This window comes from Rouxiella sp. WC2420, from assembly GCF_041200025.1.
GTDB lineage: Bacteria > Pseudomonadota > Gammaproteobacteria > Enterobacterales > Enterobacteriaceae > Rouxiella.
Map to the genome: position 1 here is coordinate 3,330,870 of NZ_CP165628.1, position 19,836 is coordinate 3,350,705.

Genomic DNA, 19,836 nt, shown 5'->3' on the forward strand with positions numbered 1-19,836 from the left:
TGTCCCAGCAGGGTTGCGGCCTTGCAGGCCAGAGTTCTACAATTGCCCAAGAGATTAACGCGAGGAGTATTGTTATGCACTTACACACCGCAGCTATAAATCCTGGAGCACTACTTATAGAAGCAAATAAAGTAATTCGCCAGCATGAACATTATCTATCGGGAATGAAAGCAACAGAAGTTGAACAAAAGGGAAATGTGCTGGTTTTTCGTGGGGAATTCTTTCTGGATGAACAAGGATTACCGACCGGAAAAACCACCGCCGTTTTTAATATGTTTAAACTTCTCGCCACTCTTTTTTCAGATAAATACCACCTGGAAATTTAGTTTATTTTTTGGTCGAAAAGATTAGGTCTTTAATTAAATTTTCATCTTTTTATACCAGGTAATTTTAGTGATTAAAAAAGGGACCGAAGTCCCTTCTAAATATCTTACAAAAGTGGTTTTTCACCGCGTTGTAACCAGCGTAAAAACAGTCGATCGGCGCTCTCTGCTGCGCTACCGGTAAAGCGATCCATCATGCGTTTACGACGGCTATAACGTACTGAAATCACCTCGTGGTTTTTCATTTCTGCGATCAGTAAATCATCACTGGTGCCAATGGCGTCAATCAGCCCTTTTTCACGCGCCTGAGAGCCGAACCAGTGCTCGCCGGTAGCAACCGCATCGATGTCCAAAGATGGGCGATGTTGATGAACAAACTCTTTGAACAACACGTGAGTTTCGTTAAGATCTTCCTGGAATTTTTCACGACCTTCATCCGTGTTTTCACCAAACAGCGTTAAGGTACGTTTAAACTGACCAGCGGTATGCAACTCAACATCAATATTATTCTTTTTCAGCAGGCGGCTGAAGTTAGGGATCTGCGCAACCACGCCAATGGAACCAATGATGGCAAAGGGAGCAGCTACAATGCGATCGGCAACGCAGGCCATCATATACCCCCCGCTGGCGGCCACTTTATCAACCGCTACTGTCAAGCGCACTCCCGCCTGAGTCAGGCGAGCCAGCTGTGAGGAGGCCAACCCATAACCGTGCACCACGCCGCCAGGGCTTTCAAGACGCAGCAGCACTTCATCCTGCGGAGTCGCCACGGCCAGAACTGCCGAAATCTCCTCACGCAGCGAAGTCACCTCATGGGCGTCCATGCTGCCTTTGAAATCCAGTACATACAGGCATGGCTTGCTTTTAACCGTTCCAGTTTTAGCCTGCTGCTTTTTGGCTTTGGCATCAGCCTTATCTTCTTTTTTAAACGCCTTGAGGCTTAACTTCTGTTCTGCCGGATTCAGGCGGGCGGTGCGCATTTCACGCTGCATTTCACGATATTCTTCACCTAGGTCAGTCAGACGTAATTCGCCCTTACCTGCTGATTTACGCTGGCGCAACCCAACAAAAAGAACGACCAGCGCACCAATCGCGACCACTACGGTGACAATCTTGGCCAAAAACAGCCCGTACAGAGAAAGTAAATCCACAAATACCGCCTTATAACATTCTGATAAGTGACGAGGTCCATTCTAGACAATCGTTGCTCATGAGTCTCGCTTCTGCAAAGACTGACAGCACATAAACGCTGGACTTGCACCATTATCGCGTTAATTTTGCTAAAGATGATGCGCCTGAGATTCATTTTTGTTACAAATGATCTACTCAATAGTGGGTTAATTATTGAAAGTCATGTCCATTTCAGGCATATAACAGCAATTATCAAACTATTGATAAAACATATTCCGGCAATTCGTTTGGTCTCGGTTGAGGTTTCAGCTCCCGGCAAACGCGTTGTGCTGGTGCGTTGTTGGCCTTTGCCACCGCATCTGACACCTAACAGAGGACATTTCCCGTGCATTATCATCCAAAATCCGACTTACTCAGCCAGCGCATTATTCTCGTTACCGGCGCTGGTGACGGCATTGGCCGTGAGGCCGCTCTGACCTATTCTCGCTTTGGCGCACGCGTTATCCTGCTTGGTCGCACAGAGAGTAAACTGGTGGCCGTACAGCAAGAGATTGCGCGCGCAGGCTGGCTGCCAGCCGAGTTTATTACCGCCGATTTACTCCACGCCACACAGCATGACTGTAATCAGGTAGCCGAGCGCATTGCCCAATGGGTGCCGCGCCTCGACGGTGTGTTGCACAATGCCGGATTGCTCAGTGAAATTGTGCCGGTCAGCGAGATAAAACTGCAAGACTGGCATGACGTGATGCAAGTTAACGTCAACGCAACCTTTATGCTGACCCAAAGTCTGCTGCCACTGTTGTTGAAATCAGCCAGCTCGTCTCTGGTATTTACCAGCTCCAGCGCGGGTCGTGAGGGCCGCAGCGGATGGGGAGCCTATGCGGTGTCCAAGTTTGCTACCGAAGGGCTGATGCAGGTATTGGCCGACGAGTATAAAAACACCAATTTGCGGGTTAACTGCATCAATCCAGGCGGAACGCGCACCAGTATGCGCGCCTCGGCCTTCCCTGACGAAAACAGCCAGAAGCTGAAAACCCCTGCTGATATCATGCCTCTATATTTGTATCTGATGGGCGATGATAGTCGTCGCAAAACCGGCACCAGTTTTGATGCGCAACCCGGCCGCAAAGCTGGCCCAGCTGAATAAATAGAGCAAAAAAGATGACGGCAGACAGGCACCAGCAGCGCCAGCAAAAATTGAAAGAACAGGTCGATGCGCGTATCGACGCTGCCAAAGAAGCTCGCGGTATTCTGATTGTTCTAACCGGTAACGGTAAAGGCAAAACTACCGGTGCCTTTGGCACTGTGACTCGCGCCGTCGGACACGGGCAGCGTGCGGGGGTGATCCAGTTTATCAAGGGCGAATGGCCAAACGGTGAACGAAATCTGCTCGAACCGCACGGGGTTGAGTTTCAGGTGATGGCCACGGGTTTTACCTGGGAAACGCAGAATAAAGAAACCGATACCGTGGCGTGTCAGGCGGTCTGGCAGCACGGTAAACGTATGCTGGCTGATGCATCGCTTAATTTGGTCGTGCTTGACGAGCTAACTTACATGCTGAGCTTTGGCTATCTGGATCTGCAAGAGGTCATTGATGCGCTGAATAATCGCCCGGCGCATCAGACGGTGATTATTACCGGCCGCGGCTGCCATCGTGATTTGCTGGAATTGGCCGATACGGTTAGCGAATTGCGCCCGGTAAAGCACGCCTTCGACGCTGGAATCATGGCGCAACAGGGTATTGACTGGTAGCCACTGCGGTTTTCCGGGCAAAAAAAACCGCAGCACTCAGGCTGCGGTTCTCTATTCAACTCACAGTTTGGTTAACGATTAACGTTTTCCAGGACCGCTGCTGCGACGTGCTGGCGCAACCTGAGTATGGCGCTTAACCGCACGGCGAATCTGATTAGCCTTGACGCGACGACGATCGCGCTCAACCGGCAGCTTGCTCACGGTTTCTTCAGTCATATCAACCAGTTGACGAAGATAGTTGATATCTGGAAGATCCAACTCTTTATAACCGCCACGAGGCAGACCTTTTGGCAGATTCAAGTCACCGTATCGAACACGGATCAATCGGCTCACCTGAACGCCTACAGCTTCCCAAAGACGACGCACTTCGCGGTTACGGCCTTCGGTCAGAGTCACGTTGTACCACTGGTTCAGACCTTCACCGCCCTGGTACTTGATAGTACGGAAGGCAGCCGGGCCATCTTCCAGTTGAACGCCACGGCTCAGCTGTTTGATTTTTTCGTCATCAATCTGACCAAATACGCGCACCGCGTATTCACGCTCTACTTCACGGCTTGGGTGCATCAGGCGGTTAGCCAGCTCACCGTCGGTAGTGAAAAGCAACAAACCTGAGGTGTTAACGTCGAGACGGCCAACAGCAACCCAACGCGAACCGCGCATTTTCGGCAGGCGGTCGAACACGGTAGGACGACCTTCGGGATCGCTGCGGGTACATAGCTCGCCTTCCGGCTTGTAGTAAGCCAGGACGCGACAAACCGTATCCTCGGCTTCAAGGATTGACAGCACGTGACCGTCGAGACGGATCTTGGTGCCAGCAACCAGTTCTACACGGTCGCCGAGGGTAGAAATCTTACCGTCAACACTGATGCGCCCTGCCTGAATCATTGCTTCAACTTCACGACGAGAACCGTGGCCCGCGCGAGCCAAGACTTTTTGCAGTTTTTCGCTTTGCAGGCCATCACCGTCGTCAAGCGCATTCTTCGGCTTTTCGTATTTCGGTGCGTCTTCTACTTCTTCATCGTTGACTTTTTTTACCATCAGAGATTCGGCGCGCGGCTTGGTGCTGCGTGGCTTGTCGCCTGCTGGTTTGCCTAAACGCGGCTTATCGCTGCGAGGCTTGTCGGTGCGCGGCTTGTCATTACGACCGCCGGTTCGTGCTTTGTCTGCACCTGATTTATCCGCGGCAGGCTTGCCACCACGAACGGTTTCGATACGTGATTTTTCAGTGCCAGGTTTTTTACCGCGTGGCTTATCCGAATCGCTGCGCTGTGAACGCGGCTTGTCAGACGAAAATTTATCGTTTTTTTGCTTACTGGAATTAAACTTCTCGCTCATTGAGCAGCCTCATTTGTCGCCTTCACAGGCGTCATTATCTATTCTACTTGCAGAAAGTTACGGCTGAATAGCCCTAACCCTATAATTCTTATCACATTTTTCAATAAAGTCATTCAATTCGGCTCAAAGTACTGGCGTCAACTTTATGCTATGTGGTCGGACATATTACACGATTTTTATGCTAAAAGATGCCTCTAATGGCATGAGGGTTTCTGTAAGCGCCAAGTAAATAAATCTGAGGGCGGCTATTTAATATGGGCCGTTTCAAAAATACTCAACTCTCTGTAGATGAATGGGTGAAATTTTAAAGTATTTTAAAAAAATGGTGGATAGGATTTAGCGTTTAGCCAGCAAAAAAATGCTGCCCAACCTATTAGTGAGTGTATCACTATGCGCGTGACTACAGGCTCAGATTTACGGCCGATCAGGCCGTCACATCTATCTCCTAACCCGTTGATTTATCTGTTATCGCTGATAAAAAATACTGTCGCGAGTCTAACCAGTAATGGTCCGCAACGGTCGTACCTAGATTCGACCTCGTCGCGAAGCAATGGCTATGAAATTATTTTGGCTTCGAGTCATCATTTGGCTACGGTCAAAGCTGCAGACCTTTTGGTGCATTCTTATTCCCGCGCTATGAACCCGCTGCTGTCTTCATTATCTTTATCCCCCACCAGCCTCTCACTCGGTACAGCACTGGGCGCGTTATCCAGTACTGCTCTGCTGAATTCGATAATGGATAAAAGCTATTTCCGCCCTAATTTAGCGCCTCTGATAAACCTGCTAGATACTATTTTTCAGGCCGAGTTATTGAGAATGTTTATTACTCATCCTGTGCGGCTGGCGTCAATGGAGGAAGAGACTAAAACCTGGCTTTGCCAGTCAGCAAGTGCGGTGGTCAATATCATACAGGCGAGTCTTATCAGCAGAACTGCTTCAGGGCTGGCATTTATTTTAGAATTACCACAAGCGTGGGCCGCCTTGCAGCATTATCGCGATATTCCGTTGCCAGAGGTTATTTATCGTTATACAGAATGGGTGATTGGTACAATTGATGGGGGCGGCTCGTTGCCATTTTTTAATAGCTATTCACCTTTAGCGACTGTCTCAATGCTTGCTGCTTATATAATGTGGACAATATCCCGAAAACCCTCGCCATATTCTCTACCCGCCGGGACTAATGAGATGGGATATATCGCAATAAAATTGCTCGAGATCAGCCGCTACATTACACACTCCTCGCCAAGGCTCGGGAAGGCTACTGATATTCCGCTTCGGATTTCCTCTCAATTTGAAAAACACGCCAGCTCAATCCAATTTCAACCACGAAGATATTACGGCTCTCGGCATAGTGATAATCCTAGTACTGCTAGTGCTGCTAGTACTGAGTTAATACCCTATTACGTTGTAAATAGGCCGGTTATAACCAGCGGCTCCACTGTTCAAGGTCAAGTAAATAGTCCACTCCTTCCTGTGATCCTAAGTAGTCAAGCTGCACATTTTGCTCAAAGGAAATCTGTTAACCCGAGTCCAGCAATCATTGCTTTCGCCTTAATCAGTACCACAGGGGCGATCAGTTATGTCGGATATCAAGCTGTTTCAGCCCTGTATACGTATCTGGTGCATGAAGCAAATTCCGAAAATAAAACCAACTTGCCAGTCAAAATTAGCAGTCATCAACGGCGTGAAGCTTTAAATCGCTTAGCGAGAACGCGTAGCTTGCACATCTCTAATTTTACGCCGAGGGAGCAGATCGATGAGTTGATTCTCGCCGCGGCTATCAACATATTGCCAATACCTATTAATAACACTCGGTCAAACGGCGTCGAAATTATTGCCAGATTGGCAGATGAAATCATTAACGCTCGTGGAGATTTCAATTTTCGTAAAATCAATGAATTATTTACGCAAATCAAAGATCTGGGTGGCAACAAAACTATTGGGCTTTTGCGCTCGAAAAAGAGCAGCCAAGGCAAGTTGCGTTTAATGATATGGCCGCATAATCAAAGTATCGATCTTACTTGCGATATTAAAAGCAAAAAATTTACTCGCCCTGAGCTGCGGGACGCCTTGGCGTTGATAATGCACCTGATACTAAGGTCTACTGAAACCCGATACTCAATTCTTGACGCCCTCTCTCGGATAAAAACTTCCGCTGTAGGCCTTTATTATCAGTGGTATATTCATAACCGGCATTCGCCGAAAAATGATACTGTTGAAAGCAACTATAAAAATCAAACCATGCAGCAATTTTATGATCACCTACAGGATATAATGGGTTCTTTATTAGCTCCTTTTAATCCACAAAATGTAGATACCCGGAGACTGATTTTTTTCTTGATTTATCTGGAAATGCCCAATGTATGTATTGGTATTCAATTCGATGGCAAAAACTCACCGGCTATCAGTAAGCAAAACTCCTATGCTATTCATGGCGACCTATATCTTAAAACTAAAGGTGATGAATTAAGCTATGACAATTTTTTGCAGACCTTAAATGAGGTTAGAAATGAAGATTTAAAAATAATCAACCTAATAACGCACAGTGAGACCTATGCAGCAGCATTTAAACAACAAGGTTTTATTGCCCAAATTCACCGGATGGTTTTTAATACTGAGTATGAAATCGCCGAGATCGAACAGCGTATTGGTGCTTTGACTTATATAGATCGAATGTCAATGATTGCATTAGCGGTATCAGAGCTTGGCTTTAATGAAAAGGTCCCTTGGACGGCAAAGAAAATTATTCCCTACCCAGGGAATTTATCCAAAGAAAATGCTTTTAAAGTCATTCATAATGATTTTGAAAAAAGAGAAAGCAACAGCGGACGAACTGGGGCAATGATTCCGAGGAGCCATATGATTGCCGTTGAAAAATACCGCACCTGGCTGGAACAATACGTTGCATTGAACGGACACTTAGAGGTAATGCTGAAAATTGATCCCAATGTTTTTGACATTTTAGCTAAAAAATATCCTTTACAAGATATTGATCAATATCTCAAAAAAATAATCAGCCATCGCAGTATCAAGAAGATTTTCAACGTTAAATATGATGATAACCTCACTCAAGAATCCAAGCTTATTTACCAATCAATTTTACTTTCTTTGAAGCTTTTATCGCAAAACGATCAAGATTTTATTAGTAATTCAACCAAATTCCAAATTATCAACTTAACAAAATATGCCCACACCTTGTTGAACCTGTTTGCTCAATTAGAAGGGAGACAAAAAGAAAAATTCGAAACATGGAATTTGGCTTCCATGGTCATTGCTGAAAGTAACAATAGCCGCAGAGTTTATTCTTTCAATCGTCGATTCCATTTAAAAACGCATGAAAACGTATTAATTGAAAGGTTAACCCAGTGCAGCGATGATACTGGCGTTTTGTACATTCATGATTTCTTACGCCAATATATGACGGAAAATAAAGCTAGTTACATTGAAACCAATACTGAAATAAAATGCATTATCCATCAAGCTTCTATTCTCTACTACACCTATGAATTAGACATTGAAGAATTTGATAGCAAAGATAAAGTCTTTCGTCGTTTGCAACAACATCAACTACAACCCCGAGTAGATAGAAAAGTTAATGCTTATGGTGAAACGTCTGAAGAAATAGAATTGTCAACAGATCCACGCTGGTTAGCTTTTCGACCCTGGCTACCCTTTATAGAATGCTATGACTTTTCTTCAGGCTTGGCCAACGATAAAGATAGCCTTTGGATAACAGCAATTGACGGTTTAACCTGCGGGCTAAATTTCATCCCAGCCGGAAAAATCGTCTCTTTCCCATTCAGGATCGCGATTAAAGGGGTAAGAAAATTAGTCTATCCAACTGAAAAAGCATTTAGAAATACATTTTTTCAGTCTGTCGAAAGTTTTTTCTCAAAGAGAATCTCAGGAATTTCCCCTGAAACGCTTGACGAGTTTAAAAGACTTTATAAAAACATTTATAGTCAGGAAATGTTCAATCTGCCACAGCAAAAAGTTAGCCACGTTTTTATCGATGGCGTTTATAACTTTATTTCCAGAGGCTCGCCAATTCCCCTGCCCAATTTTTTTAAATGGAATATGCACGGGTTTGTTGATGCATTTAGCAATATGAATAAAGGGCTGCTCCTTAAGACTGTTGCCCAGGGAGTCAAAGCTAACGCAGCGCCCGCTGTGGGCTTTATTGGTCAAAAGATTGCACCTAAAGTATTTCGCAGCGTTAGAAAAAAACTTCAGAGTTCTTCGGCTGAATCGGGTGAACAGCAACATCAAAATATTATTAGTGAATTTTCCAACCCTGATTCCTACCTGCCTTATGCTATTACCTTCTTAGAAAATAAATGTACTTTTAACGAACTGCGTTTCCATTGCGATCTGACGACCCTGGACCAGTTGATACCGATATGGAATGAAAATGATACGACAGTTGAGCAATTGGCGATTAAGCGTAAAATCTATACAAAGCTTCTTATAGCCCTATTTAGCAATAATAATACACAACTTTGGCAACAATCTTTAAAAAACATCAGCGTAACGATGGAAATTAATAAGATAAATGAGACCCGTTTGGTCAGCTTCTTCTCGGTTAAACCAAGCGTAATGCAACAAATTCAATATTTACATAACTATTACGTTCGTCTTTGGCAGCACGATTTCGACGCATTATTGCAAATGATTACAAATAAACGGATTACTGTCGCTGCACCAGAGTTATGGGATTTTTTGCTTAATCGAATCGAAGGGAAACATGACACTTCACTGAGTAATCAACTCACTCAATTATTTGACAACCCCAATACCCTTCATTTGCAGTTGTATTTTCATGAGTTAGTGCAAAACATACAATGGACATGTTCCTTGCCTGATATGGAGGACGACCGTGTGAGTGCTCGTTATATCAGTGAAGCATTCAGTCAATTAACATTCATAAATTATCAGGATTGGGATAAAGAATTTTCAGTTAATTTATTGACCGATACTCTTATTGAACAGAGGCTATTTTTAGCAAGTATTACTGCTGAAAAGTTACGCCCTTTTGTTATGACGCTAGTAGCGGATCTAAAAAAAGCATTCGACTTCACTAATGCAGAATGTGTTTATCTACCATTTCTAAAAAAAAGCACAGGTCCAGAATATCGTGATTATTCCCCCCAACAGCGCGCCGAGATGTTCAATGCCTGCAGGGTTCACCAGCAGGATTTAACTCATAGATTGCCCGCTATATTTGTACTTTCAAAATATGCAGATTTTACTGACGCAAGGGAAGGAAGACCAAATGCAGTTCCCACTACTATTTGGTCTCAGATTACCGCTGACGAGGTTTTTCTATCCGCTAGAAGAGACGTTAATCGATTGTTTTACCGGCAGTATGACCGCTTTATTGTGTCTTATGACTATCAAAAGGCTTTAAAAGACTCAATGATTAACGAAACGGTGCCGGATCGCCCGCCCCTTCGCGGATAACTTCAGGGATCGAGTCGGTCAAATCAATAACCGTGGTCGGTTGCTGGCCAATTGAACCGCCGTCGAGGATCAAATCCAACAGCTTACCGATGCTATCTTTGATCTCTTCCGGGTCGGCTTGCGCAAAGTCGTTGCCCGGCAGCATCAGAGTCGTCGACATCAACGGCTCTCCAAGCTCATCCAACAACGCCAAAGCAATGGGATTGGATGGCACGCGCAAACCAATGGTTTTGCGTTTGTCATTCATCAAACGTCGAGGCACTTCTTTGGTCGCCTTGAGAATAAAGGTGTAGCTGCCCGGAGTATTGTTTTTGATCAGGCGAAAAGCGGTATTATCGACATAAGCATAGGTCGACAGCTCCGACAGATCGCGGCAGACCAGGGTGAAATTGTGATTACCGTCAAGTTGGCGAATGCGACAAATACGCTCCATCGAGCCTTTATCTTCCAAACGACAGCCCAGCGCATAACCCGAGTCTGTCGGGTAAACAATTACCGACCCTTTGCGCAGCATATCTACAGCCTGTTTGACCAGACGCGGTTGCGGGTTCTCGGGATGGACATAAAAATACTGACTCATAACAAATCCTCTTCACTTCTGGGCGACACATTTACTCGTTTGAAAAAGAAGCCAACGCTGTTGCAGCTTCAAGGACGAAGAACGGGCCAGTCATGCCACACGGCGGTGACATTCGCCGGCAACCAGAGCTTACGACCTAGTTCTATCCACGAGCAGGGTTGATGGAAATCTGACCCTTGTGACGCCAGTAAATTATAATCACGGGCAAATGCGGCGTGCTGCGTGCGCTCATGCGGCGCTTGCTGGCACTGTGCAACTTCCATCGCATCGCCGCCTTGTGCAGCAAAGTAGGCGAGCAGCCGCTTTAGCCACTTGGTAGACAAGTCATAGCGCCCCGGATGAGCAACAACAGCCTGTCCACCAGATTGGTGAATAACTTCAATAGCTTCTTCTATTGTACACCACTGAGGCGGAACGTAGCCGGTATTGCCTTTTGCCAGATACTTTTTGAACACCTTGGCGATGTTTTCTGCCGCGCCTATCTCAACCAGATAGCGCGCAAAGTGCGCACGGGTAACGGCTCCCCCATCGGCATGGCGTAATGCACCTTCCCAGGCACCTTCTATGCGAGCCTTGGCCAAACGACGGCCAATTTCCTGAGCACGCTCGACTCGCAGCTGCGCCTGTTTCGCCAGCAGCGCGACCATTGCCGGGTGCTGCGGATCGATACGCAGTCCAACAATGTGGATTTCGTGATTTTCCCACAACGTTGAGATTTCAACGCCGTTAATCAGTTGCAGCGGCAGATTATGCTGCTCGATTGCCGCTGCCGCGCGCGCCAGCCCGTCAGTGTTGTCATGATCGGTAATAGCTAAAACCCCGACACGCATTTCAACTGCACGGGCGACCAGCGCTTCCGGGGTGAGATAACCGTCAGAGGCAGTGGTGTGGCTGTGCAGGTCGTAAAGAGTGAATGCAGGATTGTCGGATAAACTGGATGTCATAATGATTACAGAAAGACCTATTATAAAAAACTGCACCTATCATAACGTGTAAGCCTCTTCAGGGTTACCGCTATCTCGCTAAGAGTTTTTAAATCGATGGCTTTTTAAACGATTCGACACATGCTTTGTGCCATACGCCCAAATTGCTTAAAGAGTGTAAAAAAGAAGGTTGACTTTACACCGTCGAACTAGTTAACTAGTACGCAAGTTCACAACAGATCGTGACAACCGAATTCAGGCAAGCACAACTTACAAGAGTGACTGATGATGAAAAACAACATGACTTCTTCTAACAGCTGGTGGCGCGCCTCCCCTTCGCGGGCGGTGTAATTGCGCATAGCTGTCATCAGACGCTGCAGATACCCGAAGCCCGCTTAAAGCGGGCTTTTTTGTGGATAAAATTTAGGAATAATCATGAGCAATCAACGACATAAATTAGAATTGTTGACATCACAAGGAAGTCACCGTGGTGATCCGACGGCTATCTTCCATCAGCTGTGTGGCGCACGCCCTGCAACACTGCTATTGGAAAGTGCTGAAATTAATACCAAAGAGAGCCTGAAAAGCCTGCTGATCGTTGACAGCGCGCTGCGTATCACTGCGATGGGTCGCGTGGTAAACGTTCAGGCGCTGACCATTAACGGGGCTTCTTTGCTGCCGCTGCTTGATGAGTCTTTGCCTGCCGATGTGCAAAATGTGGTACGCCCGAACGGTCGTGAACTGACTTTCCCGGTGATTGATACCATGCAGGACGAAGACGCGCGTCTGCGTTCAAAATCTGTTTTCGATGCGCTGCGAAACGTGCTGAACCTCGTCGAGTCACCAGAGGAAGAACGTGAAGCGATGTTCCTCGGCGGCCTGTTTGCCTATGATTTAGTCGCTGGATTCGAAGATTTGCCTCAGCTGCGCGCCGATCAGCGCTGCCCTGACTTCTGTTTTTATCTGGCAGAAACGCTGCTGGTTCTGGATCATCAGAAACGCACCAGCCGTCTCCAGGCCAGCCTGTTCACGCCGAATCTAGAAGAGAAACAACGTTTGGTCCAACGCCTGGAACAGCTGCAACACCAGCTGCAACAGCCTCCACACGCCATTCCTCATCAAACCGTTCACGATATGAAGCTAAGTTGCAATCAAAGCGACGAAGAGTTTGGCGGCGTGGTTGAACAAATGAAAGAGGCGATTCGCATCGGAGAGATTTTCCAGGTGGTGCCTTCTCGCCGCTTCTCCCTGCCTTGCCCGGCGCCGTTGGCAGCCTATGAAACGCTAAAAAACAGCAATCCAAGCCCTTACATGTTCTTTATGCAGGACAACGATTTTACGCTGTTTGGCGCTTCACCGGAAAGTGCGCTGAAATATGATGCCACCAACCGCCAGATAGAGATCTATCCAATTGCCGGAACTCGCCCTCGCGGTCGTCGCGCCGACGGTTCACTGGATGCCGATCTCGACAGCCGCATCGAGCTGGAAATGCGTACCGATCACAAAGAACTGGCAGAGCACCTGATGTTGGTTGACCTGGCGCGTAACGATTTGGCGCGCATCTGCGAGCCGGGCAGCCGCTATGTCGCCGACCTGACCAAAGTTGACCGCTATTCTGTGGTAATGCATCTTGTCTCTCGCGTCGTCGGCACGTTGCGCGCCGATCTAGACGTGCTGCACGCCTATCAGGCTGTCATGAATATGGGCACGCTGACCGGAGCGCCGAAAGTGCGCGCCATGCAGCTTATTGCCGAATCAGAACAATCGCGCCGCGGCAGCTACGGCGGCGCGGTGGGTTACTTTACAGCCCACGGCGACCTTGATACCTGCATCGTTATCCGCTCCGCTTATGTAGAAGACGGCATTGCAACAGTGCAGGCCGGTGGCGGTGTGGTGCTCGACTCCGTTCCACAAGCCGAAGCCGACGAAACCCGTAATAAAGCCCGTGCCGTGCTGCGCGCCATCGCCACTGCCCATCATGTTAAAGAGGTGTTTTAAGATGGCCGACATTTTACTGATCGACAATGTAGACTCATTTACCTACAACCTGGTAGATCAGCTGCGTTCCAGCGGACACAACGTGGTGATTTATCGTAATCAGATCCCTGCCGACGTGATTATCGACAAACTGAGTCAGATGGAAAAACCGGTGTTGCTGCTGTCGCCAGGTCCGGGAACGCCTTCCGAGGCCGGATGCATGCCTGAGTTGCTGCGCCGTCTGCGCGGTAATCTACCGATTATCGGCATCTGTCTTGGCCATCAGGCGATTGTTGAGACCTATGGTGGCCACGTCGGGCAGGCAGGGGAAATCCTGCACGGTAAAGCCTCATCTATTACTCACGACAATCAGGGTATGTTCGCCTGCATGAATAATCCGCTGCCGGTCGCACGTTATCACTCACTGGTCGGCAGCAATATTCCCGAGGGGCTGACAGTCAATGCCCGCTTTGGAGATATGGTGATGGCGGTTCGTCATGATAAAGACCGAGTCTGCGGTTTCCAGTTCCACCCGGAATCTATTTTAACTTCTCAGGGTGCCCGTCTGTTAGAACAGACATTGGCCTGGGCTTTGGCGTAAGGAGATTTGTCATGGAAACGCAAACTATCCCAGGTATTTTGGAAAACCTTTACCAGGCAAAAACGATGACGCAGGAAGAGAGCCATGCGCTGTTCACTGCAATTGTTAACGGCGAGCTTGAGCCAGCACAGTTGGCGGCCGCACTAATCAGTATGAAAGTGCGCGGCGAACAGCCGGCAGAGATTGCCGGAGCCGCGCAGGCCTTGCTGGCTGATGCCCTGCCTTTCCCGCGTCCTGATTACCCGTTCGCCGATATCGTCGGGACCGGCGGTGACGGCACCAACAGCATTAATATCTCGACTGCCAGTGCTTTTGTCGCTGCCTGCTGTGGCATAAGAATTGCCAAACACGGTAACCGCAGTGTGTCGAGTCGTTCAGGTTCTTCGGATTTGCTGGCCGCCTTTGGCATCAATCTGAACATGCCGGCAGAACAGTCGCGCTCCGCGCTGGATGACTTGGGTGTCTGCTTTCTGTTTGCACCGCAATATCACACCGGTTTTCGCCATGCAATGCCGGTACGTAAAGCGCTGAAAACGCGCACGCTGTTTAACGTTTTGGGTCCGCTGATTAACCCGGCACGACCGCCGCTGGCGCTGATTGGCGTTTACAGCCCCGAGCTGGTTCGCCCGATCGCCGAAACCCTGCGCACGCTTGGCTATGAGCGCGCCGCGGTAGTTCACGGTGGCGGCATGGATGAAGTCGCTATCCACGCGTCTACCCAGGTTGCCGAACTGAAAAATGGCGAAATTGAGACTTATGAACTGACGCCACAGGACTTTGGATTGGATAATTATCCTATCTCTGCCCTGCTCGGCGGCGAACCTGAAGAAAACCGTGACATTCTGGCACGCTTGTTACAAGGTAATGGCGAACCGGCGCACGAGGCCGCAGTAGCTGTAAATGTCGCCATGTTACTGCGCCTGTTTGGCCAGGAAGATTTAAAACAAAACGCACAAAAAGCTTTGGCAGTAATGCGCAGCGGAGAACCTTTCCAGCGTGTTACCGCATTGGCAGCAAGAGGATAAGTGATGCAGCAGGAAACCGTGCTCCACAAGATTGTCCGCGATAAAGAAGTTTGGGTCGCGGCACGCAAAGAACAGCAACCGCTGGCCAGTTTTCAGAACGATATCAAACCCAGCGAACGCAACTTTTATCATGCGCTGAAAGGGGCCAGAACCGCTTTCATTCTCGAATGCAAGAAGGCCTCGCCGTCAAAAGGCACTATTCGCGAAAACTTTGACCCGGTTGAAATCGCAGGCGTTTATAAAGACTTCGCCTCAGCTATTTCGGTTCTGACTGATGAAAAATACTTCCAGGGCAGCTTCGATTTTCTGCCGCTGGTCAGCGCAGCGGTCACTCAGCCAGTGCTGTGCAAAGATTTTATTATTGACCCTTATCAGATTCACCTGGCGCGTTTTTATCAGGCCGATGCCATCCTGCTGATGCTTTCAGTCTTGAATGATGAGCAATATGTCCAGCTTGCCGCCGTTGCACACAGCCTGAACATGGGCGTGTTGACCGAAGCCAGCAATGCTGAAGAGCTTGAGCGAGCGAATGAACTTAACGCCAAAGTGGTCGGCATTAATAACCGCGACCTGCGCGATTTGTCGATCGATCTCAACCGCACCCGCGAACTGGCTCCGCGCGTGGCGCACGGCGTAACAGTCATTAGCGAGTCAGGCATCAACGATTATGCACATATTCGCGAACTGTGCCGCTTTGCCAACGGCTTTTTGATCGGCAGTGCTCTGATGTCGGAAAAAGATTTGACCAGCGCGGTTCGCCGCGTACTGCTTGGCGAAAACAAGGTTTGCGGACTCACTCGACCACAGGATGCCAACGTGGCCTATCAGGCGGGTGCTATCTATGGCGGATTGATTTTCGTTGCAGGTTCGCCACGTTTTATCGATAGCACTCAGGCGCGCCAGGTTCAAAGCGGTGCGCCACTGAAGTATGTTGGCGTGTTCCGCGATGCCGATATCGCCGAAGTTGCAGAAAAAGCCAAGGCGTTGAACCTGTTTGCGGTACAGCTGCACGGTGATGAAGACCAGATTTATATCAATCATCTGCGCGAAATCTTGCCGCAGGGATGCCAGGTCTGGAAAGCGCTGAGCGTGAAAGATTCGGTCCCGGCCCGCGACCTGCAACATGTTGAGCGCTATGTGCTGGATAACGGCAAAGGCGGCACGGGTCAGCGTTTTGACTGGAGCAAACTGGCTGGCGAAAAGCTTGATAACGTGCTGCTGGCCGGTGGACTGGGTGCAGATAACTGCGTGCAGGCCGCACAGCTTGGCTGCGCTGGACTGGATTTCAACTCAGGTGTCGAACGCGAACCTGGAATTAAAGATGCGGACAAGATTACCGCCGTATTCCAGACGCTGCGCGCTTACTAATTGAGTGTTAAAGGAACAGAAAATGACTTTACTTAATCCGTACTTCGGTGAATTTGGTGGCATGTATGTGCCGCAAATTCTAATGCCCGCGCTTATCCAGCTGGAAGAAGCTTTCGTTAACGCCCAGCGCGATCCGGAGTTCCAGGCCGAGTTTATCGACCTGCTGAAAAACTACGCTGGCCGCCCTACTGCGCTGACGCTGTGTAAAAACCTGACTGCCGGGACTCACACCAAGCTTTATCTTAAACGCGAAGACTTGCTGCACGGCGGCGCGCACAAGACAAACCAGGTGCTGGGTCAGGCATTGCTGGCCAAACGCATGGGTAAAACCGAAATCATCGCCGAGACCGGTGCCGGACAGCACGGCGTGGCGTCGGCGCTGGCCTGTGCTCTGCTCGGCCTGAAATGTCGTATTTATATGGGCGCAAAAGACGTTGAACGTCAATCACCTAACGTATTTCGTATGCGCTTGATGGGGGCCGAAGTCATTCCGGTCCACAGCGGTTCCGCCACGCTGAAAGATGCCTGTAACGAGGCACTGCGCGACTGGTCTGGCAGCTACGAGACGGCACACTACATGCTGGGAACCGCAGCGGGTCCGCATCCTTACCCTACAATCGTGCGTGAATTCCAGCGCATGATCGGTGAAGAAACCAAGGCGCAGATGCAAGAGCGTGAAGGCTGCCTGCCAGACGCGGTAATTGCCTGCGTAGGCGGCGGTTCCAATGCAATCGGCATGTTTGCCGACTTTATCGACGACACCAGCGTCAGGCTGATTGGCGTTGAGCCTGCTGGCCTGGGGATTGAAACCGGGCAACACGGCGCACCGTTGAAACACGCTCCGGTGGGTATTTATTTCGGCATGAAAGCGCCAATGATGCAGACCTCAGAAGGCCAGATTGAAGAGTCTTACTCCATCTCTGCCGGTCTCGACTTCCCGTCAGTGGGCCCGCAACATGCGCATCTGAACAGTATTGGCCGCGCGGAATACGTGTCGATTACCGATGACGAAGCGCTGGAAGCGTTTAAATCACTGTCACGCAATGAAGGGATCATCCCCGCGCTTGAGTCATCGCATGCGCTGGCCTATGCCCTGAAACTGATCAAACAGGATCCGCAGAAAGAACAGATTTTGGTAGTCAACCTTTCTGGGCGCGGCGACAAAGACATATTTACCGTACACGATATTTTGACTGCCCGGGGAGAGATCTGATGGAGCGCTATCAACAACTATTCAAGCGTCTTGAAAGTCAAAAAGAAGGCGCTTTCGTTCCTTTCGTCACCCTCGGTGACCCAAATCCAGAGCTTTCACTCGCAATCATCGATACGTTGATTGAGGCGGGTGCCGATGCGTTGGAGTTGGGCATTCCGTTCTCTGATCCGCTGGCGGACGGCCCGACGATTCAGAATGCCAACCTGCGCGCCTTCGCTGCTGGCGTAACGCCAACTCAGTGTTTTGTGCTGCTGGAAAAAATTCGTGAAAAGCATCCGGATATTCCGATCGGCCTGCTGATGTATGCCAATCTGGTGTTCCACAAAGGTATCGATACCTTCTACGAGCGCTGCGCTCAGGTCGGCGTCGATTCGGTATTGGTCGCTGATGTACCGTTGGAAGAGTCGGCACCTTATCGCGCTGCGGCTTTGCGTCACGGCATCGCTCCTATCTTTATTTGTCCGCCGAATGCCAGCGACGACCTGCTGCGTGAAATCGCCTCTCATGGCCGCGGATACACCTATCTGCTGTCTCGTGCGGGCGTTACCGGCACAGAAAAGCGTGCGGTTACCCCACTGAACCATCTGATTGACAAGCTGCGCGAGTATAACGCCGCGCCGCCGCTGCAGGGCTTTGGTATCTCCGAACCTTCTCAGGTCAAAGAATCGCTGGCGGCAGGCGCTGCCGGAGCCATTTCAGGTTCGGCAATTGTACGAATCATCGAGAATAATCAGCATGATCCGGCAGAGATGCTGGCTCAGCTGTCGCGTTTTGTTACTGAAATGAAAGCCGCCACTCGCCGCTAAGTTTTTTAGCCAGACAGTCTGCAAAGCCCCGCCATTACTGTGAGCGGGGCTTTATTTTTTTCAACCTGTTTAACTTTTTTACCGCCTGACACTGTACTTCCCGCACTTTTGAACCACACTTACTGGGCAGATAGTTTATTATTCTTAATCATGTACTTGTCTCCTAAAGTATTGCCATACTTGTAAAGGGTCTTTTAAGAGATAAAGTGCCGAATAAGTTTATTGGGTGAATTGGATAGTTTGTGATAACACATCGCATGGAGAGTTAAAAATGAAGCTATTAAAAAGTCTTTCGGCTATTTGTATGGCAGCGGTAGTGGTTACAACCCTTGCTGCCTGTGCCCCAACACCTAAGCAGGAAGGAACCGGTGGTTATCTTGATGACACCGTGGTGACCACCAAAGTTAAATCTGCCCTGCTCGCGGACGACAATATCAAGTCACGTGAAATCAGTGTCGAAACCTTCAAAGGCCGCGTTCAACTGAGTGGCTTTGTATCTTCAGCCGCTGAAGCACAAAAAGCCGTCGCTGTTACCCGTGGCGTAGCCGGTGTTCGTTCAGTAGAAAATGATACACAAATCAAATAACCGATTAGTGTAGAGTAGTATTCAAGCATTAGCTCAAAGGCGTCGCGATGACGCCTTTTTCGTTCCTTACGCCATGCCAATAATTAGAACCTGTAACCTACCGCGAACATAAATACCCATGGGTTAAGCTGCGTGTGTACCGATTGTTGGTCTTCGCCAGCTTTGAATTTGGCTTTGGAATTAATGTCCATCCACCACACTGAAGCATTGACCAACCAATTTTTATCAATGTTGTAGTCAACACCCGCCTGCCCTGCGAAACCCCAGGAGTTAGACATGCTGAGGTCGCTTAGCCCGGCGTCTTTCCCCGTTTGGTTGAAATGTGCACCGTAGAAGTTGGTGTAGTTAACACCCGCGCCGAGATAAGGTCGCAGCTTGTCTTCTTTGCTGCCGAAATAATATTGCGCCATCAGCGTGGGTGGCAACTGGCGCACCGAGGCTATAGTACCCGTGCTGCGCAGGCCGATTTTATGCTTGAACGGCGTGGCGGCCAGCAGTTCCATACCTATGTTGTCTGTCCACATATACCCTAGCGTCAGGCCCATTTGGGTATTGTTACTGGCGTGAAATGACCCCAGCGATCCCAATACGCTCGGCGAATTTGCCGAAGGCACTACCGTTGCGGTACCGACGCGAACGATGACATCACCTGCCTGATTGGCACTGGCTACCGTTGGCAAAGCGGCTGCTGCGAGCAGTGCCCAATATGCTGCTTTCATTATCCTTTCCCTCGTTATGGTTATCTGTGTCCGCGGG

The 19,836-nt window shown here is 48.9% G+C and carries 14 protein-coding genes, 1 pseudogene and 1 other annotated feature; of the genes and pseudogenes, 10 read left to right on the forward strand and 5 right to left on the reverse strand.

The genetic code is table 11. The annotated features are described in order from the left end of the window. Positions 1-74: 74 nt before the first annotated feature. Positions 75-326, forward strand: coding sequence for a DUF2498 family protein (locus AB3G37_RS15360; protein ID WP_369790970.1), 252 nt, complete (start codon positions 75-77; stop codon positions 324-326). A 104-nt stretch (positions 327-430) separates the two neighbouring features. Here AB3G37_RS15360 and sohB read toward each other — a convergent pair whose 3' ends face one another. Then, complete coding sequence (gene sohB / locus AB3G37_RS15365) at positions 431-1,474, reverse strand: protease SohB (RefSeq protein ID WP_369788382.1); 1,044 nt, start codon at positions 1,472-1,474, stop codon at positions 431-433. A gap of 365 nt (positions 1,475-1,839) precedes the next feature. On the opposite strand from sohB, the gene AB3G37_RS15370 reads away from it, so the two are divergent. Beyond that, complete coding sequence (locus tag AB3G37_RS15370) at positions 1,840-2,601, forward strand: YciK family oxidoreductase (RefSeq protein WP_369788383.1); 762 nt, start codon at positions 1,840-1,842, stop codon at positions 2,599-2,601. Between the two features lie 14 nt (positions 2,602-2,615). After that, positions 2,616-3,206, forward strand: a complete 591-nt coding sequence (gene cobO, locus AB3G37_RS15375; RefSeq protein WP_369788384.1) for a cob(I)yrinic acid a,c-diamide adenosyltransferase — start codon at positions 2,616-2,618, stop codon at positions 3,204-3,206. Positions 3,207-3,284: 78 nt separating this feature from the next. On the opposite strand, the gene rluB is transcribed toward cobO, so the two are convergent. Continuing rightward, positions 3,285-4,244 (reverse strand): 23S rRNA pseudouridine(2605) synthase RluB, encoded by a 960-nt coding sequence (rluB, locus tag AB3G37_RS15380; RefSeq protein WP_369790971.1) that lies wholly within the window; start codon positions 4,242-4,244, stop codon positions 3,285-3,287. Positions 4,245-5,108: 864 nt separating this feature from the next. Here rluB and AB3G37_RS15385 point away from each other — a divergent pair. Beyond that, entirely contained in the window at positions 5,109-10,001 is a 4,893-nt protein-coding gene (locus AB3G37_RS15385; protein ID WP_369788385.1) for a hypothetical protein, read from the forward strand. Here the strand turns inward: AB3G37_RS15385 and AB3G37_RS15390 are convergent. Then, positions 9,961-10,581 (reverse strand): L-threonylcarbamoyladenylate synthase, encoded by a 621-nt coding sequence (locus AB3G37_RS15390; protein ID WP_369788386.1) that lies wholly within the window; start codon positions 10,579-10,581, stop codon positions 9,961-9,963. The genes AB3G37_RS15385 and AB3G37_RS15390 overlap by 41 nt on opposite strands. A 68-nt stretch (positions 10,582-10,649) precedes the next feature. Further along, the gene (locus AB3G37_RS15395) at positions 10,650-11,525 is read right to left on the reverse strand and encodes a PHP domain-containing protein (protein WP_369788387.1); all 876 of its coding nucleotides are present in this window, start codon (positions 11,523-11,525) and stop codon (positions 10,650-10,652) included. A gap of 291 nt (positions 11,526-11,816) precedes the next feature. Next, positions 11,817-11,918, forward strand: a sequence feature (Trp leader region). A gap of 21 nt (positions 11,919-11,939) precedes the next feature. Here AB3G37_RS15395 and AB3G37_RS15400 point away from each other — a divergent pair. The 6 genes and pseudogenes from AB3G37_RS15400 to AB3G37_RS15425 all read left to right on the forward strand — a co-directional run bounded on the left by AB3G37_RS15400 (position 11,940) and on the right by AB3G37_RS15425 (position 19,080). Beyond that, positions 11,940-13,502: an anthranilate synthase component 1 gene (locus AB3G37_RS15400; RefSeq protein WP_369788388.1), complete on the forward strand. Its 1,563-nt coding sequence runs from the start codon at positions 11,940-11,942 to the stop codon at positions 13,500-13,502. Position 13,503: 1 nt separating this feature from the next. Continuing rightward, positions 13,504-15,107: pseudogene (gene trpD / locus AB3G37_RS15405) on the forward strand (bifunctional anthranilate synthase glutamate amidotransferase component TrpG/anthranilate phosphoribosyltransferase TrpD). 3 nt (positions 15,108-15,110) lie between these two features. Continuing rightward, the gene (gene trpCF / locus AB3G37_RS15410) at positions 15,111-16,475 is read left to right on the forward strand and encodes a bifunctional indole-3-glycerol-phosphate synthase TrpC/phosphoribosylanthranilate isomerase TrpF (protein ID WP_369788389.1); all 1,365 of its coding nucleotides are present in this window, start codon (positions 15,111-15,113) and stop codon (positions 16,473-16,475) included. A gap of 22 nt (positions 16,476-16,497) precedes the next feature. Next, positions 16,498-17,688, forward strand: coding sequence for a tryptophan synthase subunit beta (trpB, locus tag AB3G37_RS15415; RefSeq protein WP_369788390.1), 1,191 nt, complete (start codon positions 16,498-16,500; stop codon positions 17,686-17,688). Continuing rightward, entirely contained in the window at positions 17,688-18,494 is an 807-nt protein-coding gene (gene trpA / locus AB3G37_RS15420) for a tryptophan synthase subunit alpha (RefSeq protein WP_009635989.1), read from the forward strand. Before trpB ends, trpA begins: the two co-directional genes overlap by 1 nt. A 271-nt stretch (positions 18,495-18,765) precedes the next feature. Continuing rightward, positions 18,766-19,080 (forward strand): BON domain-containing protein, encoded by a 315-nt coding sequence (locus AB3G37_RS15425; protein ID WP_009635988.1) that lies wholly within the window; start codon positions 18,766-18,768, stop codon positions 19,078-19,080. Positions 19,081-19,163: 83 nt separating this feature from the next. Here the strand turns inward: AB3G37_RS15425 and ompW are convergent, their stop codons facing one another. Then, positions 19,164-19,799 (reverse strand): outer membrane protein OmpW, encoded by a 636-nt coding sequence (ompW, locus tag AB3G37_RS15430; RefSeq protein WP_009635987.1) that lies wholly within the window; start codon positions 19,797-19,799, stop codon positions 19,164-19,166. Positions 19,800-19,836 lie beyond the last annotated feature (37 nt).